The 18,904-nt window shown below is 41.2% G+C and carries 12 protein-coding genes, 1 pseudogene and 1 other annotated feature; of the genes and pseudogenes, 5 read left to right on the forward strand and 8 right to left on the reverse strand.

Annotated elements, in window-relative coordinates:
* Window positions 1–47: 47 nt before the first annotated feature.
* The 8 genes from RT422_RS10485 to RT422_RS10520 form a co-directional block, all read right to left on the reverse strand.
* A complete protein-coding gene (locus tag RT422_RS10485) occupies window positions 48–2,402 on the reverse strand; it encodes a TonB-dependent receptor (protein ID WP_313422215.1) in 2,355 nt (784 codons plus the stop codon).
* 117 nt (window positions 2,403–2,519) lie between these two features.
* The gene (locus tag RT422_RS10490; RefSeq protein WP_007114883.1) at window positions 2,520–3,149 is read right to left on the reverse strand and encodes an RraA family protein; all 630 of its coding nucleotides are present in this window, start codon (window positions 3,147–3,149) and stop codon (window positions 2,520–2,522) included.
* Between the two features lie 21 nt (window positions 3,150–3,170).
* Window positions 3,171–5,249: an IucA/IucC family protein gene (locus tag RT422_RS10495; protein ID WP_313422217.1), complete on the reverse strand. Its 2,079-nt coding sequence runs from the start codon at window positions 5,247–5,249 to the stop codon at window positions 3,171–3,173.
* A 2-nt stretch (window positions 5,250–5,251) separates the two neighbouring features.
* Complete coding sequence (locus RT422_RS10500; RefSeq protein WP_096489723.1) at window positions 5,252–7,096, reverse strand: IucA/IucC family protein; 1,845 nt, start codon at window positions 7,094–7,096, stop codon at window positions 5,252–5,254.
* Between the two features lie 16 nt (window positions 7,097–7,112).
* A complete protein-coding gene (locus RT422_RS10505; protein ID WP_309595179.1) occupies window positions 7,113–8,528 on the reverse strand; it encodes an MFS transporter in 1,416 nt (471 codons plus the stop codon).
* A 33-nt stretch (window positions 8,529–8,561) separates the two neighbouring features.
* Window positions 8,562–9,176, reverse strand: a complete 615-nt coding sequence (locus RT422_RS10510) for a GNAT family N-acetyltransferase (protein ID WP_007114887.1) — start codon at window positions 9,174–9,176, stop codon at window positions 8,562–8,564.
* Window positions 9,177–10,547: a SidA/IucD/PvdA family monooxygenase gene (locus RT422_RS10515; RefSeq protein WP_313422219.1), complete on the reverse strand. Its 1,371-nt coding sequence runs from the start codon at window positions 10,545–10,547 to the stop codon at window positions 9,177–9,179.
* On the reverse strand, window positions 10,540–12,360 hold the full coding sequence (locus RT422_RS10520) for an IucA/IucC family protein (RefSeq protein WP_036602851.1): 1,821 nt from the start codon (window positions 12,358–12,360) through the stop codon (window positions 10,540–10,542). The genes RT422_RS10515 and RT422_RS10520 overlap by 8 nt, the downstream gene beginning before the upstream one ends.
* A 370-nt stretch (window positions 12,361–12,730) precedes the next feature.
* On the opposite strand from RT422_RS10520, the pseudogene RT422_RS10525 reads away from it, so the two are divergent.
* From RT422_RS10525 to RT422_RS10545, 5 genes and pseudogenes are all read left to right on the forward strand, one after another.
* Window positions 12,731–14,050, forward strand: a pseudogene (locus tag RT422_RS10525) (IS3 family transposase).
* Window positions 13,019–13,135: a sequence feature (AL1L pseudoknot), on the forward strand. Its footprint overlaps the pseudogene before it by 117 nt.
* Window positions 14,051–14,220: 170 nt before the next feature.
* Complete coding sequence (locus RT422_RS10530; protein ID WP_060996055.1) at window positions 14,221–15,234, forward strand: SMODS domain-containing nucleotidyltransferase; 1,014 nt, start codon at window positions 14,221–14,223, stop codon at window positions 15,232–15,234.
* Entirely contained in the window at window positions 15,234–16,946 is a 1,713-nt protein-coding gene (locus tag RT422_RS10535; protein WP_099834601.1) for a ThiF family adenylyltransferase, read from the forward strand. The genes RT422_RS10530 and RT422_RS10535 overlap by 1 nt, the downstream gene beginning before the upstream one ends.
* A 5-nt stretch (window positions 16,947–16,951) precedes the next feature.
* Window positions 16,952–17,413, forward strand: a complete 462-nt coding sequence (locus RT422_RS10540) for a Mov34/MPN/PAD-1 family protein (RefSeq protein WP_000913089.1) — start codon at window positions 16,952–16,954, stop codon at window positions 17,411–17,413.
* 2 nt (window positions 17,414–17,415) lie between these two features.
* Entirely contained in the window at window positions 17,416–18,810 is a 1,395-nt protein-coding gene (locus tag RT422_RS10545) for a dsDNA nuclease domain-containing protein (RefSeq protein WP_060996052.1), read from the forward strand.
* The last annotated feature ends 94 nt before the right edge of the window (window positions 18,811–18,904 follow it).

Below are 18,904 nucleotides of genomic sequence, written 5' to 3' on the forward strand. Positions count from 1 at the left end.
GCTCATTTTAATTTCCGATTAACTACAGAAAGTAGCCAAAAGACGGTTTAGAACCAGTTTAGGCTATATTGAAGCCCATAAGTCCGCCCTTGGGCTTCTTGCCCTGCCAAAGGACCTGCAATCGCTTCAGCGGATTGGTTAAACACGCTACGATATCGAGTATTGCCGATATTATAGACCCCAAATGCTAAATCGCCTTTACCCAGTTTGACTTGCCCTAATAAATCCAGTGTGGCATAGCCTGTGATTTTCGCTTCACGAGATTTGCTAATATTCTTATCCACCGCCGCAACCAGCATATCGTTATAAGCCTCATCTGTACCGCCAATTGCACTACCTTGCAAACGAAGACTACTACCTTGTGGGAAGGTATATTGTGCGTACGCTGTTGCTTTGAGTGGGGTTACTCGAAATGCCCCCAAATCACGCCAAGTACCTGCCGCATCTTTATATTCGCCTTTGCCATAAGCAAGACTAGAGCCTGCTGACCACTCTTGATTAAATCGGTGATTGATACTGGCTTCTGCCCCATAGATTCTCTCATCGGTATCAGCAGCGACAACATTAAAGTCTTTGGTAAACTGCACTACTTTATCTGAGGTATTATAAAACCCCACCACTTTGGCTTTGGTTTTGTCAAAATCACCCTGCCAACCTAACTCATAATTATTGACTGTAATCGGTGCAACCGTATCAGAATTGACCTTAAAGCCGACATTCACATCTCGTAGTACTCGCTGAATATCAGGTAGATTAAAGCCTTGGGAAAAGTTGGCAAAAATTTTCTGTTGGGGTGCGATGTTATAACTTGTCCCAAGATTAAATAAGGTTTTGTTATGTTTGGTTTCACCTGCAGGCACACTACCTGCTTGATAAGGCAACTTGAACTGAGCCAATAAATCTTGTAATTGGGCTTCGTTACGAGTGGTAAAGGCATCCGTCTTACTGGTGATGTTTTGGTGGCGAACACCGCCACTCACATGCCATTTATCTGTGACATCAGCATCTAAATTAACAAATGCCCCTACCTTATCAATGGTGCTGTTTGGGCCTGCGGTGTAGCGTGTATTATTTGGCTGAATCTTCAGCCCATTACTGTCAATAAAGGTTTTAAGGTCATTACCATCGTAATGCTGTTTGTCTGTTTCTCGCTCAAAGTCAGCACCATAGCTCCATAACAGCTTTTTATCTTGCCATGTACTGGGAGTTTGCATGGCGGCACGCAGTCCCATCACATTGATATCGGCTGTTGATTGCAAGATACTGTAGGCACTGTTTGCCAGTTTCTTTTTATATTTGTCTTTGGTTGCGTTATCAACCGCCAAACTGTCAATCAAGGGATAGGCAGGTTTGATCGATATGGGGGCAGGTGTCGGATAATAGCGTCCGTCTTCTTGACGATAATAACCTGTCACGTTCAGATTAGAGCCTTTGATATCACTGTTATTGTAGTTAAGGCTCACGGTGGATTTTTTGGTAAAGGGTTGATTGTCTAATTGCAACCCTTTGATGGCTTGCATTGATGGTGTATCGCCTTTGAGTAGCACACCTAACCCTTTGCCATAATCAGGGGCATAGTCGGTATCTTGTTGGTCTTTATAGTAAGTAGCCGCCAAATTGATGTTTTGTGTGGGTGTGGCTTGATAGTTGAGATTGGTGTTGACGCTCAAACTATCAGTATCTTGTAAATCCGTTTGCCAAACTTCTGGGGCAATGCGTTTATTGTCACTATCAAAGCGTCCACCCCTTGATTCATAATCCACATCTACTCGGGCGTTAAGCTTGTCATTACCAAAAGTCACTGTCTGCCCAGCACTATAACCCAACGCCTCTTTGTTAAAATTATTATTGGTCGATATGCCAATACGACTTTCACCATGTAGCCCTTGTTGGTAGCTAGATTTGGTCACTAGATTAATCAGTCCACCTGTCGCTCCAGACCCATAGATACTGGTTGCTCCTGATAAAACTTCGATACGCTCTAACTGCTTAGGGTTGATGCTATTGATTTGGCGTGAAATATCTCGAGAGCCTGTCAATGGTACGCCATTGATAAGGTATTGGACAGGTCTGCCGTGCATGGTCATCCCAAAGTTACTCGCCGTACCACTGCCTGTACCTAAGCTTGGCACAAGTTGTCCTAAAACATCAATGACGGTACGACCTGCTACTGCTTGTTGGGAAATTTGTTTTTCGCTAATGACTTGGGTGACTTCAGGCATTTCACTGATTTTTTGTGCCAATACCGTGCCTGATTTGATTCCGGCGTAGAGTGTCAACTCATCCAACGTTGTGGTAGGTATATCATCGTTCGCTGATATTTGTGCTTTGGCGGTTTCGGCATGCAGTTGTTGGTTAACCGCAACTGCTAGCAGGGTCACTATAAAAGCTTTTTGGTACATAAGAATCCTCACTCAAATCTAACAAATTATTTTGGTTTTGTAACAGTTGAGTAATGTTAGCATATCTAATTAATAATGATAATCATTATTATTTAAGATTTTGAAAAATTTTACCTTTTAAGTAAATTCACCCATGAAGCTTGAGAATTTTTCATCATCTTGTTGTTGTTTTGATTGAAACTCATTTTTGAGTAACATAGCTTGCGATGAAGATAGTACAAACACCCCATCATTATCTAGTACCACCAAGCTATTGTTATTGAGCGTGATATCATAGCCTTCATGGCTATAGTGTATTGGTTGATACAGTGAAGCAGTGTTATCTTCATTGTTATTGGCATTATCAAGCGTTGCACTGGTCGTTAAAGGACTGATACCAAGCCCAAATACAGGAAAACCAAGTTGCTCTATGGCTCGTGAATCTGTCACTCTACCTAATACCATAACCGCACTGACACCATGATACATAGCGATACAAGTACGCAACGCCCCCCAACAAGCTCTATGATTCAATACTCGAGCATCAATACATAACACATCACCTGATTGGCAATTTAACAATGCTTGACGAATTGCTTGTGTATTTTCATTTTTCAAAATCACGGTCACCAAGTTGCCTGCATAGACTTTCTGACATGGGGCAATCGGTCTTAAACCTGCAACATAGCCTTCACCGATGAGATGCCCAATGGTTGAAGTGTTAATAGTTTGATAAGCGTCAATAAGTTCTTGAGATATCCGTGCCATTGCCAAACCTTGTTGAAAAAATTATTGAGAAAATTGATGAGATATTTGATAAAAAGGATTGGTTGTGAAGCTTGCTCCTGCTGGCATACTTCCGTGTTGTTCATCGCCTCGCTCAGCGATAGGCAATAGCAAGGTTTTGTATGGGTAGTTTGGTTGCTCTAACAGTTGCTCAATTAACCATATACGGCGTTGTTCATCCAATGCCAGCGTGGCTAATTGGGTGGTTAACTGCTGATAAGCTACTTGCCACAGCGATGCTTCGTCAATCTGATAGTGGTTGGCAAGGCTCTCAATAATGGCTCTGATATTTACTAAGATACCCAATGATTGAAAGTAAAACACCAGCTCTATTGCAGATTGGCAATACAGTCGATTGCGAAAATTTGGCGGACTCAAATAACAGGGGTCGGCTATGCCTTGTTCAGTTAGCCAAGGTAAATAAATACGCACAGAGTCATGGTCACGCAACAATAGCCCAACCGTGTGAGCTTGCTCGGTAACAAGTACGATATTTTGACCATGTAACTCGGGGATAAATCCCAGCTTTAGACAGCGTAACATCGTACCAAAAAATATCTCGCAGATTTCTGCAAATGCTTCCTGCACGGCTGTGTGTAGTCGTGACATATCATCTAACTTGTCTTTGAACCATTCATCAAACAGATGATAGTCAGAACCATAGTGAGCCAGACTTGCCATGGGTATAAGCCGAGTGGTATCACGACACACTTCTTCAGGCAATCGTCTCAATAAAATGCCGAGTTGCGTGGGCTTTTCTTGATAAAAATAAGGGTTATCACTACTTTTATCGTGGCAATGCCCCTGCTCCATATATGTCCACCACTGTGTTTCTTCCCACAAATACAACTGGGCTTTGAGTGTGGCATCAAGCGTCTTTGCCTGTTGTAAGATTCGTTGATTTTTTTCACCATTAATTAGCTTAAGTGGTGGTAAGTAGCGTTGCGAATTGAGTGCAAAAATAGCCAATGGCAGTTTGGTACTGTAAGCAGAAGGGCTGTCTAACAGTAGGCTACGAGTGGATGAACTTGCCAACATCGTCAATGCCTGAAAATCCAAAACCACCACGATTTTTTGCTGATGCTCTGTCCCATACAACCGTTCAAGCATACGGGGAAGTTGCCACGGATGGATAGGGATTGCAATGTGTGTCGTTGAGAGATTTTTTTCACACACCTCTTGATTCAGGGCTTGGTATTGTGGTGCTGATAGTAGCAAGTTAGCAGGGGTCTGTTGGGATAAATCTGCCACGCCCGAACCATACATCACATATCGCTTGTCAAGCGCCACCCAATTTAGGCAAATGGGTTGGTTAAACTCAGCCATATAGGCTTGATAGTCTGCTTGGTCAAAGCCGATTTTTGCTTTGGCAAGCGGATGAAAGGGTCTATCGCATAAGGATGCCCATTGCTCAGCCACTCGCCATGTCTGATACCAGTGAGCCTGTGCATTAATCGGGGTAACATGAGGGTTTGAGATAGCGTTTTGCTGTGACCAAAGCAAGGCACGTTTGGCAAGTTTCAGCTGTTCTTGCAACAGATTAATGCCTTGTGGGTTATTACTTGTGTTAGCTGGATTATTGGCTAGCCCTTGTAATAACAGGGCTAATAATGCCTTGCTATCGATAATAACTTGATAGCACACAGCGTCGTTTGGCTGGCTTATCTGTTCAACGCATATGCTAGTACCGTGAGCAAGCCTGACCAAAGGATAAGTTGATTTTTTTAGTCGCCAAGGACTACAAAACCCATGTTCTACCTGTATCATCATCTCACAGCCATCACCTAAAATGAGATGCAGACAATCACTATCCGTCTCCAATAAGTCATGGTAAGCCGTTGGCAAGGCTGAATATAAAGCAGTCTTTAGCCACAGGGGCTGCTGCATTAACAGACTGGTGCTTGTGCTGATAATATGATTGGGGGATAGCCAGTTTTCTAGTAAACAACATTCGATTATATTCGCCATGATTTGCCATTCAGCGGATAAACAAAGTGTCTGACTGGCATCACCATCGCTCGTGTGAGCGATTGGCTGATAGGGTGTCGTATGGTTGTCCTGCTTGGGAGCTGTTAGAGACATTGTTACCCCTGCTTCAATTTAAACTGAGACAATGGATTGTCTAGCCATTTGATTGGAAAATCACGGTCACCAAATAATCGACGTTTTGCCAGTGATTCAATTCTGGTTTTTTCAGCAAACAAGTCAAAGCACTGATAGCGAGATTGATGTTCGGGATAGCGTTGTGCAAAGGCATAAATACTATCAGCCACTTGTTGCCAAAATACGGCTTCTGAATAGTGATAATGAGTCTGTAAAAAAATAGCAATATCAGCAAATGCCACAAAAAACAGACAAGCAACCGTCATATCACGAATACCTGCGGTATCGTCTGTTTCGATAAATGAGCCACGATTAAGCCTTGCATGTGCCTGTGGTAGTTGCTCTAAGATAGGTTTGGTATTAGGGTGAGTCAGCTTATCAGGGCAAAAGCGAATGCCATCATGCAAATCTTTCAGTAACACCTTGATGGGATAGCCATCATCATGCACCAAAACGATATTTTGGGCATGGCACTCCAATGCAATGCCTTGGGCAAATAGCATATAGATAATCGGTGTAACCGTCACGTCAATCAGTTGACCCACCCAATCTGCCATGTCATAACGTTGCAACCAACTATCAATCAAAGGTTTGCCATTTGGCTGAATATAACTAATACCATTGAGCGGGAATGCTGACTGCCCTTGCCCTAAATACTGATGAACATTTTCACGCCATATACTTGCCAAACCGCCATAGATTGCAGGGTGATGATAGCCTTGTTGTTGTAAGCGTTCGTGGTTTAGGCTCACCCCCATGACTTCACCCAAGAAATTCACTTGCAAATCTACGGCTTGCTTGTCGTTCGCCACCAATGTTTTTAGCCAATGTGTGATGGTTGCACTATTTAATACTGTATGTTTTGCCAAAATACGGGTACTTGATGTATTCACCAAGTGCATTGCCAGTTTGAGATAAGGTGATGGCGATAGGGCGTGTTTTTTATTATCAGTAGGGTGATAAACTAAGGTACGAATCGACTGCTGGGCATAATACTCCATGCCAACTTCACCAAGATAGACCACTTGATGCGTTTGCATTAGGGGTGTCAATGCCTCTATTAATGTCGCTTGCCACTGCCAAGGATGAACAGGGACGAACGCAAAATGCTCAACAGCTAATTCATATTGCGATAGCCGTTCACACAACTGCTCATAAATCTCATCACCAAGATATTGGCGACACCAACTGGCATAACCAAACTCTTGCGTGGTGTTAGTGACCAATAGCTCTGTATTAACCGCTAGCCACACCAGTTGTATCGGATGGGCAAATTCTGGACCAAAACGGTCATTATCTTCTAAGCTAAAACCCAGTCTTGATTTATAACAAGGGTGATACGGATGTCCAAAGTCCAAATAGCCTTCCAACTCATCGTAAGTCATCTCGTGTAGTTGTTTGATATGTTGCTGTCTATGGTGGCGTGATTGGCAATCATGGATGAACGTTTGACGTAATTCTTTGATAAAACTGTCTTTAAGCGTTGCCTCTTCTAATGGCATTAACACATCATTAATGACATCATCAAGGTGGACTGTTGTTTGCATACCTTGATAAGTTTTGGTTACAGGCGTATCAGATAAGCGAATCATGCCAAAGCTAAAATGCACTCGCCCAATGGCTTTATATACCACATCGTTCGGACACGTGATACTAAACTGAACCAAGCCCTGCTCAAGACTTGAACACTCAACCACACATACGTTTGACAAAATATCTTCAAACAATAATGCCTGTAACAACTGGCGGATAACCCGTTGCTCAACTTCGTGAATAATTGCAGTATCCAGTGGCGACTGCCACACTTGCAAAGCGTTAGATGTCAAAATATTCCCCTTAAATTTATGATTGTTGTTGATTGATGAAACTACTCGATGTTCTTGGTAATGCAAATGCAAAGGGCAAACTAAGCAATAACATCCCACCTATTAATAACAATAGCTCCTGTAAAATGCCGACCTCATTAACGGCTTGTGTTTGACGATAATTGACATACGCCATCGCAAGCCAAATCACCAACCCTGAACATATTCGGCGACTGATATTATTGAGCGATGCACCCTCTGTAACTTTATCAGCAGGCAGTTGGCTAAAACCAACGGTCGTGGTTGGGATATAAGCAAGCCCTACGCCCAATCCATGCACACAAACCCATATGACCACAGCAATGATAGAAATATCCACCAACTGCCAAGCCAAACCAAAACTTGCTGATGCGGTCAATATCACACCCCAACAACCGAGCAATCTAGCACCCTGCTTGTCAACAATTTTGCCCACTAATTGCGTGGTAACACTGGCTATCAAGGTTGATGCCATCAACACCCACCCCGTCCATGTGGCAGGGTGGTGCATGACTTGTTGTATCAGCATTGGCAACAAGATTAAATACAGCATCAAGCCGATGGTTTGCGTCACACTGATAATGGTGCAATAGCGATAGATACGATTATCAAAAATGCTTACCTGTAACAAAGGGGTCGCATGGTGATATTCATAGAGCCACCAACGATAGCTACCATAACTCAGTATCCCACCCAGTCCGATCATGGCAACCATCATCCACTCAGAAAATTGAGCAGTATATTGATGAGCCACACGCTCCCACACAAAACCACCCAGTATCAAAAAACAAAGCCCTAACAAGCCTTTTTTATCCAAGTTTCGTTGCTGGATTTTAGCTTGCTGATGTGGTAGATAATGCCAGACCAAAGCCCATGCCAATCCCATCAAAGGCAAATTGATAATAAACAACGCATCCCAGCCATACCACTTGACCAAGTACGCCCCAACCAATGGACCAACTGCCAAACCCAACATCACCACCATACCCCACAGCCCCATCGTCTGACCTTGACGCTGATGTGGTACGATTTGGTACAATATCCCTACCGACAAAGGAATCAAAATCCCCCCTGCTAGACCCTGTAAAAACCTTGCCCCAATCACCCAATCAATACTGGGTGAAAAATAACCCATCATTGACCCCAAACCAAAGACCGCAAGGGCAGTCAAATACAATGTTTTTCGGACAAAAATTGTCGCTAAATAACTCACCATGATTAGCCCGATTGCCATGGCAATCACATAAGCATTTAATACCCAACTAGCGCTCACTAGTGGAACACCAAACACTTGCATAAACAGTGGGATAGCGGGGTTTAATGCACTGTTGCTGAGACTGACGACTACACCGCCAAGTAGGAGCGAAAAAATCACAGCAGAATTTGACAGTGACTGTGGTGTGTGTTTTGACATATCAGCAATTACCCATACGACCCTAAGCTAGGATTACAAAGTATCTGTGATTGTTGGATAAAAACTTTGATAGCCATTTGATTGATAAAAATCCTCACGATGACAAAAGTACAAACTGGCTTTTTTCTCAGGCATCTCAATATAGCGTTGCAAAAAATAGCCAAATTGCTTTGTCACCCATTGATATAACTCAATGCTGCTATCTGGCTCTACCACAATTTTAGTTGCCTCAGTATGTTCAAAAATAAACTCTGAAATCAGCATCCCTGTCGGTTTTAGGTAGCCTCGACCCACCGCATCCGTATTACCCAACAATAAATGCCAGCCAATATCACTATCTTTAGCTTGGTAATAGCGAGCAAGACGGTCACGTTTGGCTTCATAAACTTCGGTATAGCCAATATCCACCCCATCGCAGACAACGATGTATAGACGCTGGTGGTCATCAGCAAGAGCTTTTTCGATATGGGCTTTAAGTGCTGGCATTGGCAGGTGTAATTGCCATTGAGCGACAACATGTTCGGCGTGCATCCATTGGTAAATCAATGGCATATCTTCAGGATAGCGTAACGCACGCAAGCAAAAGGTTTTTTGATAAAAATTTCGACTAAATTGATTGGGTAGCTGTGTCATCATCGCTGATTTCATTTATGGCACCTCATCATGTGACACATTGTTAGCATGACCGAAAGTTTGGAATACCGTCAAAGCTTGCGTATCAAAATAAGGCTCGCCCAAAATTTGATTGGCAATCACCCCTGCTCGATACGCCCCCAGCCCAAGATCGGGTGTACCTATGCCATGACTGTGTAATTCTTGATTTTGTACAAACAATTCCCCAACATGCTCTGTTGATGAACCCAATATCAAACGATAATCATGGCTAATTTTGGGCTGTCCCAAAGTCGTTGTTACCACTGCTGGCATCAGAGCATCCATACAACTTGGGAATTGATGTTGATAACCTGTTCCAGCGATAATACAATCATAAGTCTTTTGGCAAGACTGCTGTTGCTGACGTTGAAAAAACTGCACCGCTAAACGCTCATCGACTCTTACCACGGAATCAAGCTGACAGTTTGCCATCAAGGTGCAATGCTGAGGACGATTACCGATGGTACGTTCATACAGTAGCTGATAAATATCTTGAATCGTGCTCATGCCCATGCCTTTATACATCAGACCTTGTTCACACAGTAGTTGAGCCTTGATAGACTCATCCAAATGGTAGTAATACTCTGTATAAGCAGGGCTGAAATGCTCCAACCCAAGTGGCGAATACTCCATCGGAAAAAACCCTGACGACCGTGTTACCCAGTCTAGCTCATAATTAAGCTTGCTATCGGTGTACTGCTGTTGCAACAGATGACGATACACTTCAGCTGAGGACTGCCCTGACCCGATAACCAAAATATGTGGAATATCGATGTGCTTTTTTAGTGCGGACAAATCAAACTGACGGGCAAAGTTAGCAGAGTGCATACAACGATTAGGCATGTCATTAGCGACAGCCTGTAATACTTTCGGCAAGGTCGGCTGTGTACCTGTCCCAATGACCACATGACGAGCATGGTAGCGGTGACTGATGCCATTTTGTATGACAGTAACCACATAGCCCACGCCACAGCTGGATTTTTCGACACTTTTTACATGACTATCAAAAACCACATTGGGTAATTGATGAGCAGCCCATTGGCAATAATCATTGTATTCCTGACGAGGGATTTTGAAATTTTCTAAAAAATAAAACTTTAACAGTCTTTTTTTATGGCTTAAATAATTCAAAAAACCATACCGACTGGTGGGGGCAACCAACGTCACCAAGTCAGCAAAAAATGGGACTTGGAGCGTAGTTTTTGGTAACAACATTCCTTCATGCCAATTAAAATCACTATTTTTTTCAAAAAACAGAGAAGTTATATTAGAGGTTACTGCTTTTTTTGATTCATTCGCTTGCACAAGCAAGGCAGCCAAACTTAAATTAAAAGGACCTAAACCAATACCAATGACATCAAGCACAATGCACCCCATTATTTAATTGACGTGAATAAATAGGTTGTAATGGATTTGGCACATTGACATACACAGATTGGGTTTCAACAGGTGCAGTCAATTCATCCAACCCTTGCATACGGGTCAATAAATTACCCTTAAAAGGAAGCATGTCCTGTCTAAGCAATAGCTCAAATAACTCTCGATGAGGATAGCGTTGTTCTAATGCCATCAATCTATTGACGAGTTGCGTGAGTAGTTGCTCTTCGCTTGCCCAACCTGTACGTGCAATAGCAGTGATAAGTCCAAATAGATGGTTGGCGATAATATAATAAGCAAATCGCTCATTGGCAAAAAATTCAGGCACAACACATTCTGCCTCATCCATTAAGGCGGGTATTTCATCTATTAATGAGCCTGCGTACTCGGCAATATAGCCAAATCCTTGATTATCCCTTACCCACAATCGGCTTGGATAATAATCCTTTAACTCAAGCAAGCTATTTTGTTGATGGGCTTCAAACCCCAACCCATGTTCATAATAAAGCGACACTAATGGCTCAAATCCTACTTTTAAGTAGCTGTCAAACCAGTCGCTAGCAATGACTGTGTTATCTTGGGCAGTATTTGCTTTAATCGCTTGGAATAATGTCTTAATTCGATTGGTACATCGAGTCGGATGGTCTTGGCATAAACTGGCTAAATTTGAAACTTGTATAGATGGGTCAAATGGATTGTCCCTTAAAATACAAATGGTTTCATTAATAACCTCACCATCAATGGTGAGTGCAAGCCAAGCAGGGTCATTAATGACTGACAAGGTGGGGTATTGTTGTTTTAGACGTTTGCCAAACTCACTTCGCCAGATTTGACAAGCATAATAGCCACGCTGACACTCTTTGGCTAAATTGATTCTGACTGAATTGGTAATAGCAACTGATAGGGAAAGCTTGAACATCCAAGGGGCATCAAAACTGGCAAGCGTTCTGACCGAAGTGGTCGGTGATAGATACCAGCCCATTGCTCCTAACGGATAGATTTTTTGCTGTTGAAACAACGTTTCATACCAAGGTTGCTGTTGCAAAAATCTTGCTTGCCAAGGATGTAATGGCAACAACCGATAATCTGTGTGTTGCTGTAGCATTTTTTGCTGATAGTCTGTTAAATAAGGTGTGAGCTTAGTTAATAGCTCTTGATAAATATCTTCACCGTCCACCCAGTTACCTGTAACATAATCTGACTGCACCAACCAATAGTTAAGTTGGAATTTACTTTGTGTTTCAGGGGCGTATTGCTCCCATTCTTGTGCATAAAAACCATCTCGACCTTTGGGCGTTGGGTGCATGGTGTGACCATATATGAGATTTTGTTCCGTCTCCACAAAATTTAATTCTGCACTGACAATATCATCAATATTATCTAAACGATGGGTAAGTATCTTGCCTAACCCTTCATAACTTTGTAACCAACGCCCTAACACCTCATGTGATTTATCAGTAGTGGATTGGGTGTTAGATGATAATTGATAATAAGCAATACTTTGTAATACCAATGTTGCCACTGTTGATGCAGTGTAATCACAGCTTTGACCATTCAAAAATACCGTCGGCTCTTCCAAAAATCGTACATTACCTAGCTGACTTACCTTGTCAATAGGCACTCGTAATAACATTGACGTAGGCAACAAAGGCACTTCAAGTAAGGGTTGACGTTGTGAAAAATTTAAACACGCTTCATTTTGCTCTGAAACCTCTATATAACGCCCGACCCCAAGTTCATAGCAATAAGCGTTGATTAGATTTTGTAAAGCCAACCGATTTTGAATCTCAGTCTGCAACATAAATTTCCCTAAAATTTAAATGATAATGATTTTTAGTTTGCAAATGATAATCATTATCATTTAATTCTTCAACTATTTATTTTTTATTTATGATAATTGCATTAAATTTTACCCAAAATTCAAAAAATCGAGCGTTAAGAAATGGTGTCGAATATTTGAGATACCCTAATAATGTCCAAAAAAACGCTCGTTTTTTGGATAGGTTTCCTATCATCAAGCTGATAAATTATCGACAAAATTACTTAATTTACCTTAGCATATTATTTTCTCCGTTTCTGTTCTAACCCCTATATAATCCGAATTCTGAGATGCACGCTGATTGAACCGTCCCGGGATTGTCGGAGACCTAAAACTCTGAGACAATACCCTTATGAAAAGCAAACAATACCCAACAGAAGTTAAGACACGAGCTGTCGAATTATTGATTGAATCACAAAAAGATTATCCCTCACTGTGGGCGGCCATCCAAGGCATTGCACCTGAGCAGCATGCTGCGCAAGGGCTGCACGCCCGAAACCTTACGCTCATGGCATCAAAAGCACCTAGCTAAGCAAAATCCTGTTATCGTTACCACTCAAAGCCAAGCTGCTCGTATCGCTGAACTTGAACGAGAAAACCGAGAACTCAAACAAGCGAACGAAATCATTCGAAAGGCAGCTGCTTTTTTCGCCCAGGCGGAGCTCGACCGCAAACCGAAGTAATGGTCAAATTCATTGATGATGAAAAGAAAAAGTATGGGGTCGAGTCAATTTGCAGAATACTGCCAATTGCCCCATCCACCTACTATCGCATCAAAGATGAACAAGAGAACCCAGAAAAGCAAAGTCGACGTAAACAAAGCGACAAGCACCTCATGGCACAAATCAAACAGATTTGGCAAGCCAGTGGCTGTCGTTATGGCATTCGTAAAGTCTGGCATAAGCTTAAGCAGGATTGTATGCCCAAACTAGGTCGTTGCACGGTTGAACGCCTGATGAAACAGCTAGGCATACAAGGCGTATGGCGAGGCAAAGGCAAAATCACCACCAAACAGCGACCAGGACAACAAAGTCCCGATGATTTGGTCAAACGCAACTTTAGCGCAGATGCCCCGAATAAGAAAAGACTCTTGCGGAGCAGTGCTCCTCAGGTCGCTGACTTTACCTACATTAAAACTAAATCAGGCTGGGTCTATACCGCCTTTGTCATCGACGTATTCAAGCGAGTTATTGTGGGTTGGAAAGTATCGAATCATATGGACACTCAGCTGGTCTTAGATGCCCTAAATCAAGCCTTAGACGCTAGAGATAGACCAAGCGGAGTAATTCATCATTCTGATAAAGGTAGCCAGTATCTATCGATTAAATACGGTGAACGGCTTAAACAATCGGGGCTTGCTGCCTCAGTCGGCACGACAGGCGATTCCACTTCGGGCATAGCCCTACGTCTTGCACTCGGGCAAAGCAGTGCTTCGCTATTTTCTCGCTCAGATAACGCCCTAGCTGAAAGCGTGAATGGGCTGTATAAAGCGGAGGTGATTGATTATTTGAAACAGGAATGGGATGGCGTAAATGATGTTGCGCTAGCGACCCTTGATTGGGTACACTGGTACAACTATGAACGATTGCATTCTACCAATGGATACGTATCGCCTATTGATGCGGAAAATATCTACTATTGTTCATTAATTCCGTCAGGCTATGCTGCCTGACTCAAGTAAACTTGTCTCCGACAATCCCGGGACGGTTCAATATATCCAAAAACTGATTCCGTTGATAAACATAGTATAATTAATTGTGAAATGAAATTGACAGTGACTGATTATCTTTCTTAATTGCATTTAATATTAGCAAATATTTTTAAATTGACTTAGAGGATATTATGACAACTCAACAACAGTTTCTTGACCTACTTTCCGATATTGAACCATCTACAACAACAGTTAATGATTGTTCAAGTGCTCATAACACTTTGCGCAGCGCTTTAGAAGTTCATAATACGTTTAGTAAAGTACACGTTAAAACTTTCTTATCAGGTTCATATAAAAGAAAAACAGCTATACGTCCAACAACAATAGCTGGGGTTACACAAAGACCTGATGTAGATATTATTGCTCTTACAAATCACACAAAAGATGATAAGCCTCAAGTTGTCTTAGATGCTGTGAATGAAGCTTTAAAAGATGTCGGATATACAGCTCTTACCATTAATCGTCGTTCAATAAATGTTAAACTTATGAAAGTTGACATGGATGTTGTTCCTATCATTTCAGACGGATATGGCAGTTATCTAATTCCAGATATTCATCTTGATGAGTGGCTAGCTACTAATCCTCCAGGGCATACTGAGTGGTGCGTCGAACTGAATAAGCAAGCAAATGGTCGATTTAAACCACTTGTAAAGCTATTTAAATGGTGGCGTCGTGAAAACTTACCTGATTTGAAACGACCTAAAGGATTTATATTAGAATGCTTAGTGGCCAAGCATATGAATTACAACGAATCTAATTATGAAAAGTTATTTGTATATCTTTTGGAAGAGATCAAAGATTTTTATGGCATCTATGCGTCATTAGGAGTAATGCCATATTTAGAAGATCCTGGAGTACCAGGTAATAATGTTTTTTCTGCAGTCACAATAGAGGAATTCAAGGATTTTTATGAAAAGGTAAAAGAACAGGCTATTCTTGCACGGAGCGCTTTAAATGAAGTAGATGATGATGCAGCGTTGGCTCTATGGCGCCAAATTATGGGTAATCGTTTTCCAAAAGCGGCATCGCACAAAATCTCAAACTCTGATAATACGTCGCGCTCTTTAATTCGCCCTGCTTTAGGTATAGGACTGACATTTCCATCGAATCCTGTTTATCCAAATAAACCAGGAGGCTTTGCGTAATGGAACTGCTAAAAACACCATTAGAACGCCTAGCTCAAGAACGGCAGTTATTGACTGATTTTGAGAAAGAGAAAAATAGTTTTAAGATTCAGGAGTGGAACTCAACAGACACAAATGAACTGCATTTGAACTTCTCTCTAAAGATAGGAACTATAGATTTTAATGGTGTTTTAGTATATCCAGAGCTTTTCCCAGAGCTACCAGCATATATACGCCCACAAAAATCTGGTGAAAGATGGAGTATCTTGCACCAGTATGGTAGTTCAGGAGTGCTGTGTCTAGAATATGGCCCAGATAATTGGAATACCAATATCAGTGGAGTGGATCTAGTTAGAAGTGCCCAGCTTCTTTTATTAACAGATGCAATGACTGTATTGGAGATGAATGTAGAACCTGTACCATCTAGGCATTCTGAAACAATAGGTCAAAAATTAAGAGGTGTTTCAGAAAGGTTCATTGAAACACCTATGTTACGTCACATACTCTTGGGTAGTGATTCTGAGAAAATCGACTTTAAGATTGCCATCTCAAGCTTTCGAGACAAAACCGTTATTGTTCCAACAAATATTCAGAACAAACCTCTATCTGACATCGTACCATCATTTTCCAATGAAAGATTTGAATTGTCTGGATGGGCGATACGAATTGATTCTGTTCCTCAACTAAAGGGATCCGTAAATGACCGAGTTTCATTAGAATCCTTTTTAGGCAATTTATGGCCTGCTCAGGAGGAATTCACAAATTCCATACAGCCTATATTGTTATATGACTTAAAGGGTAACTTGGAACTATTCTTGATTAATAATACAGCACCACTTTTCGTAAGTTATCCTGCTATTAATCTACATGATGATCAGAATCAAAGATTGCCAGCACAATTTAGCCATCTCAATAATACAAGGATAGCAATTGTAGGTCTTGGATCGTTAGGAAGTAAAATTGCAATTTCACTGGCACGGTCGGGCTGTAAAAACTTTCTACTTATTGATGATGATATTCTGGCCCCACACAATCTTGTCCGTAATGAACTCAGCTGGTTAGATGTTGGCTTTGCTAAAACCCATGCTGTTGAAAGAGCATTAAAACGAACAGTATTAGACATAGAAGTTGAAACGTATGAAATGCAAATTGGTGGACAGGAAAATCCTCATTTAAATTCCAATATCGCTAATGCGATTGCCACATGTAATCTGATTATTGATGCGACAGCAAATACACATACTTTCTTAACATTAGCTGCAATTGCTAAAAGAAAACATATTGCAATGGTATGGGGTGAAATCTTTGGTGGCGGTGGTGGAGCAATGATGGCCCGTAGTCGCCCAACGTTAGATGCCTCCCCCTTAGAACTTCGCAATCATATTTATGGTGTCTTACAAACGTTGGAACCAATTCCAGAGGGCAAGGTTAATAATTACGGCTTTCAAACACAAAACCAAACATATATTGCATCAGATGCAGATGTAACGGCTCTTGCAGCGTCTATGACGCAGTTCACATTAGATGCTTTATGTACAATTGATGAGCAATCCTCTTATCCCTATTCAGCATATTTAATAGGGTTCCGTAAATATTGGATATTTCAATGTCCTTTTGATACTCATCCTATCGATTGTTCAGGTGCGTTAGTAACAGAATCTCCTACAGATAAACAAATATCTGAAAGTGAAAATGGCAATTCTATTGAAGAGCCTGAACCGATAAAAGGTTAATACTGATGCTGAAAATATCCATTCCTACTGATATACAAATTTTACTGATAAAAGCCCTGTTGAAGTCTGGAACCCACGAATGTGGCGGTGTTTTAATGGGTGAGCATATAGGTACAAACCATTTTAGAGTTAGCTCATTAACTGTTCAAAAGAGTGGAACGATAGCATCCTTTGTACGTGGGATTACGGATGCTATTAAAGCAATCCGCCTTTTTCATAAATCAACAAACAATAATTATCAAAAATTTAACTATTTAGGTGAATGGCATAGCCATCCTCTCTTTAGTGTACAACCCAGCAGTAAAGACCATCACACCATGAGGGAATTAGTGTCCGATCCAAAAGTGGGTGCAAATTTTGTAGTCTTACTGATTTTCCATTTAAAAAACAATCATCTTGAGGGCAGCGCCCACACCTACCTACCAGATGGTTCCTATTACCGGTCCACCCTGGATTTAGAGAGATAATAATGAGTGCAAGTCTGTTAGAAAAACAATCAACTGGTGGTGCAATTGCACGAGTAGGATTTGAATATCAGGATGCTTTTGTATTAAAGAACTTGCCACTATGGCTATCTGAAAGTGCTTTTAGTCACATTGTGAGTGAATCAATAGGTGACGTTGAGGTTTGCTACTTCTCTTTAGAGAAAGATTTCCAGCGTGTCATGTATGAAGCTAAAAATCATTCGCTGACTTCTACAGACTTCTGGAAAGAAATTAAGCGCTTCAAGGAAGCATTTGATATTCCCTCAAGTGAATTTACTCGCTTTGGTTTAGTATGCCCACTTTATACCTCTACACTTCACCCATTTCTTGCCCAGATTGAAAGAATTAGAGGCGTTGGCTCTTCATACAGTGCAGATTCTGTGATTTTACAAAAAAGTCGTCAGGATATTACTCAGTGGTGTAGCGATAAGGGATTCGAAACTTCACTTGCTGAGTTTGCACTTGATCATGTTGATTTCCTGTCTTTCAATGCGGAAGATAGCGACTCTGTATTTATAGGCGAAATAGAAGAGAAATTATCCAATATCGAACTCACTACACGTAAAGCCAAACAGTTAAGAGATCAGTTTAAAAACCTGATTTCTCGTTCTTCTTTTGGCCCAATACATCGCAAAGACTTTGAAAATTTTATTTGCCATGCTCTTGAAGAAGATAGAACCCAGTGGCTATCAGATCCTATTAAAATTAATCTTTCAGCGTCATCCAGTCAGCACCAAGACTTAAACTTAGATATTAGTGATTTCAATGGTCCTGATCGTGCTCAAAAAACCTCCAGCGACTGGAACAGCCTAATCAAAAAAGCAGTATCGATTGGGGATTTCATTCATAACAGTGGTGACCGTAGAACCCTCCTTATAGATGGCAAACAAAGAATGTCCACTGCATGTATGCTTGGCTATGTTTTTAGTGCCACACGTAATTTCCTACTTGAAATAGAACATAATGGTCTCGCTTATCGCACTGATGACCATAAACAGAAAGAGGGACAGTTTTTTAATAAAACTAACTCTATTGAACTACATGGTAAAACTGAAGCTATAGTTACTATCGGATTTCCCACAGCTATAGGTAAAGACATTGACTCTACGATTAATGAAATAAAGAACTTACCTAGACTGAATTTAGAAAGTTCTAATGTCATTGATAATATGGAAACTCTCAATCTTGCTGTTAAAGAAGCGAAATCAGCTTTAGTTTCATTCAAGGCTGAGAATAAATTATCTAAATTACACCTCTTTATTAAAGCACCCTCAGTTTTTGCAATGGTATTAGGGCATCGCTTGAATGGTGTTTGTAATATCCAGCTTTACGATTGGGTAAATGGGGAATATATGCCTACGGCAGAACTGAATATATAAAAAGATTTATCTCAAGTTTTAAGAAGGTTTGCCTTGTTTTATAATACTCCCAGAAAACTAGACCAAAAAATCATAGCAAATAAGATAGAATAGC

Origin of the sequence: Moraxella sp. CTOTU49803, assembly GCF_032097965.1 — a bacterium.
GTDB classification, from domain to species: Bacteria; Pseudomonadota; Gammaproteobacteria; order Pseudomonadales; family Moraxellaceae; genus Faucicola; species Faucicola tetraodonis.

Bases quoted from the DNA above. Each gene is read 5' to 3' on its own strand.
- RT422_RS10485 (WP_313422215.1), bottom strand. From the start codon at position 2,402: ATGTACCAAAAAGCTTTTATAGTGACCCTGCTAGCAGTTGCGGTTAAC.
- RT422_RS10490 (WP_007114883.1), bottom strand. From the start codon at position 3,149: ATGGCACGGATATCTCAAGAACTTATTGACGCTTATCAAACTATTAAC.
- RT422_RS10495 (WP_313422217.1), bottom strand. From the start codon at position 5,249: ATGTCTCTAACAGCTCCCAAGCAGGACAACCATACGACACCCTATCAG.
- RT422_RS10505 (WP_309595179.1), bottom strand. From the start codon at position 8,528: ATGTCAAAACACACACCACAGTCACTGTCAAATTCTGCTGTGATTTTT.
- RT422_RS10510 (WP_007114887.1), bottom strand. From the start codon at position 9,176: ATGAAATCAGCGATGATGACACAGCTACCCAATCAATTTAGTCGAAAT.
- RT422_RS10520 (WP_036602851.1), bottom strand. From the start codon at position 12,360: ATGTTGCAGACTGAGATTCAAAATCGGTTGGCTTTACAAAATCTAATC.
- RT422_RS10530 (WP_060996055.1), top strand. From the start codon at position 14,221: ATGACAACTCAACAACAGTTTCTTGACCTACTTTCCGATATTGAACCA.
- RT422_RS10535 (WP_099834601.1), top strand. From the start codon at position 15,234: ATGGAACTGCTAAAAACACCATTAGAACGCCTAGCTCAAGAACGGCAG.
- RT422_RS10540 (WP_000913089.1), top strand. From the start codon at position 16,952: ATGCTGAAAATATCCATTCCTACTGATATACAAATTTTACTGATAAAA.
- RT422_RS10545 (WP_060996052.1), top strand. From the start codon at position 17,416: ATGAGTGCAAGTCTGTTAGAAAAACAATCAACTGGTGGTGCAATTGCA.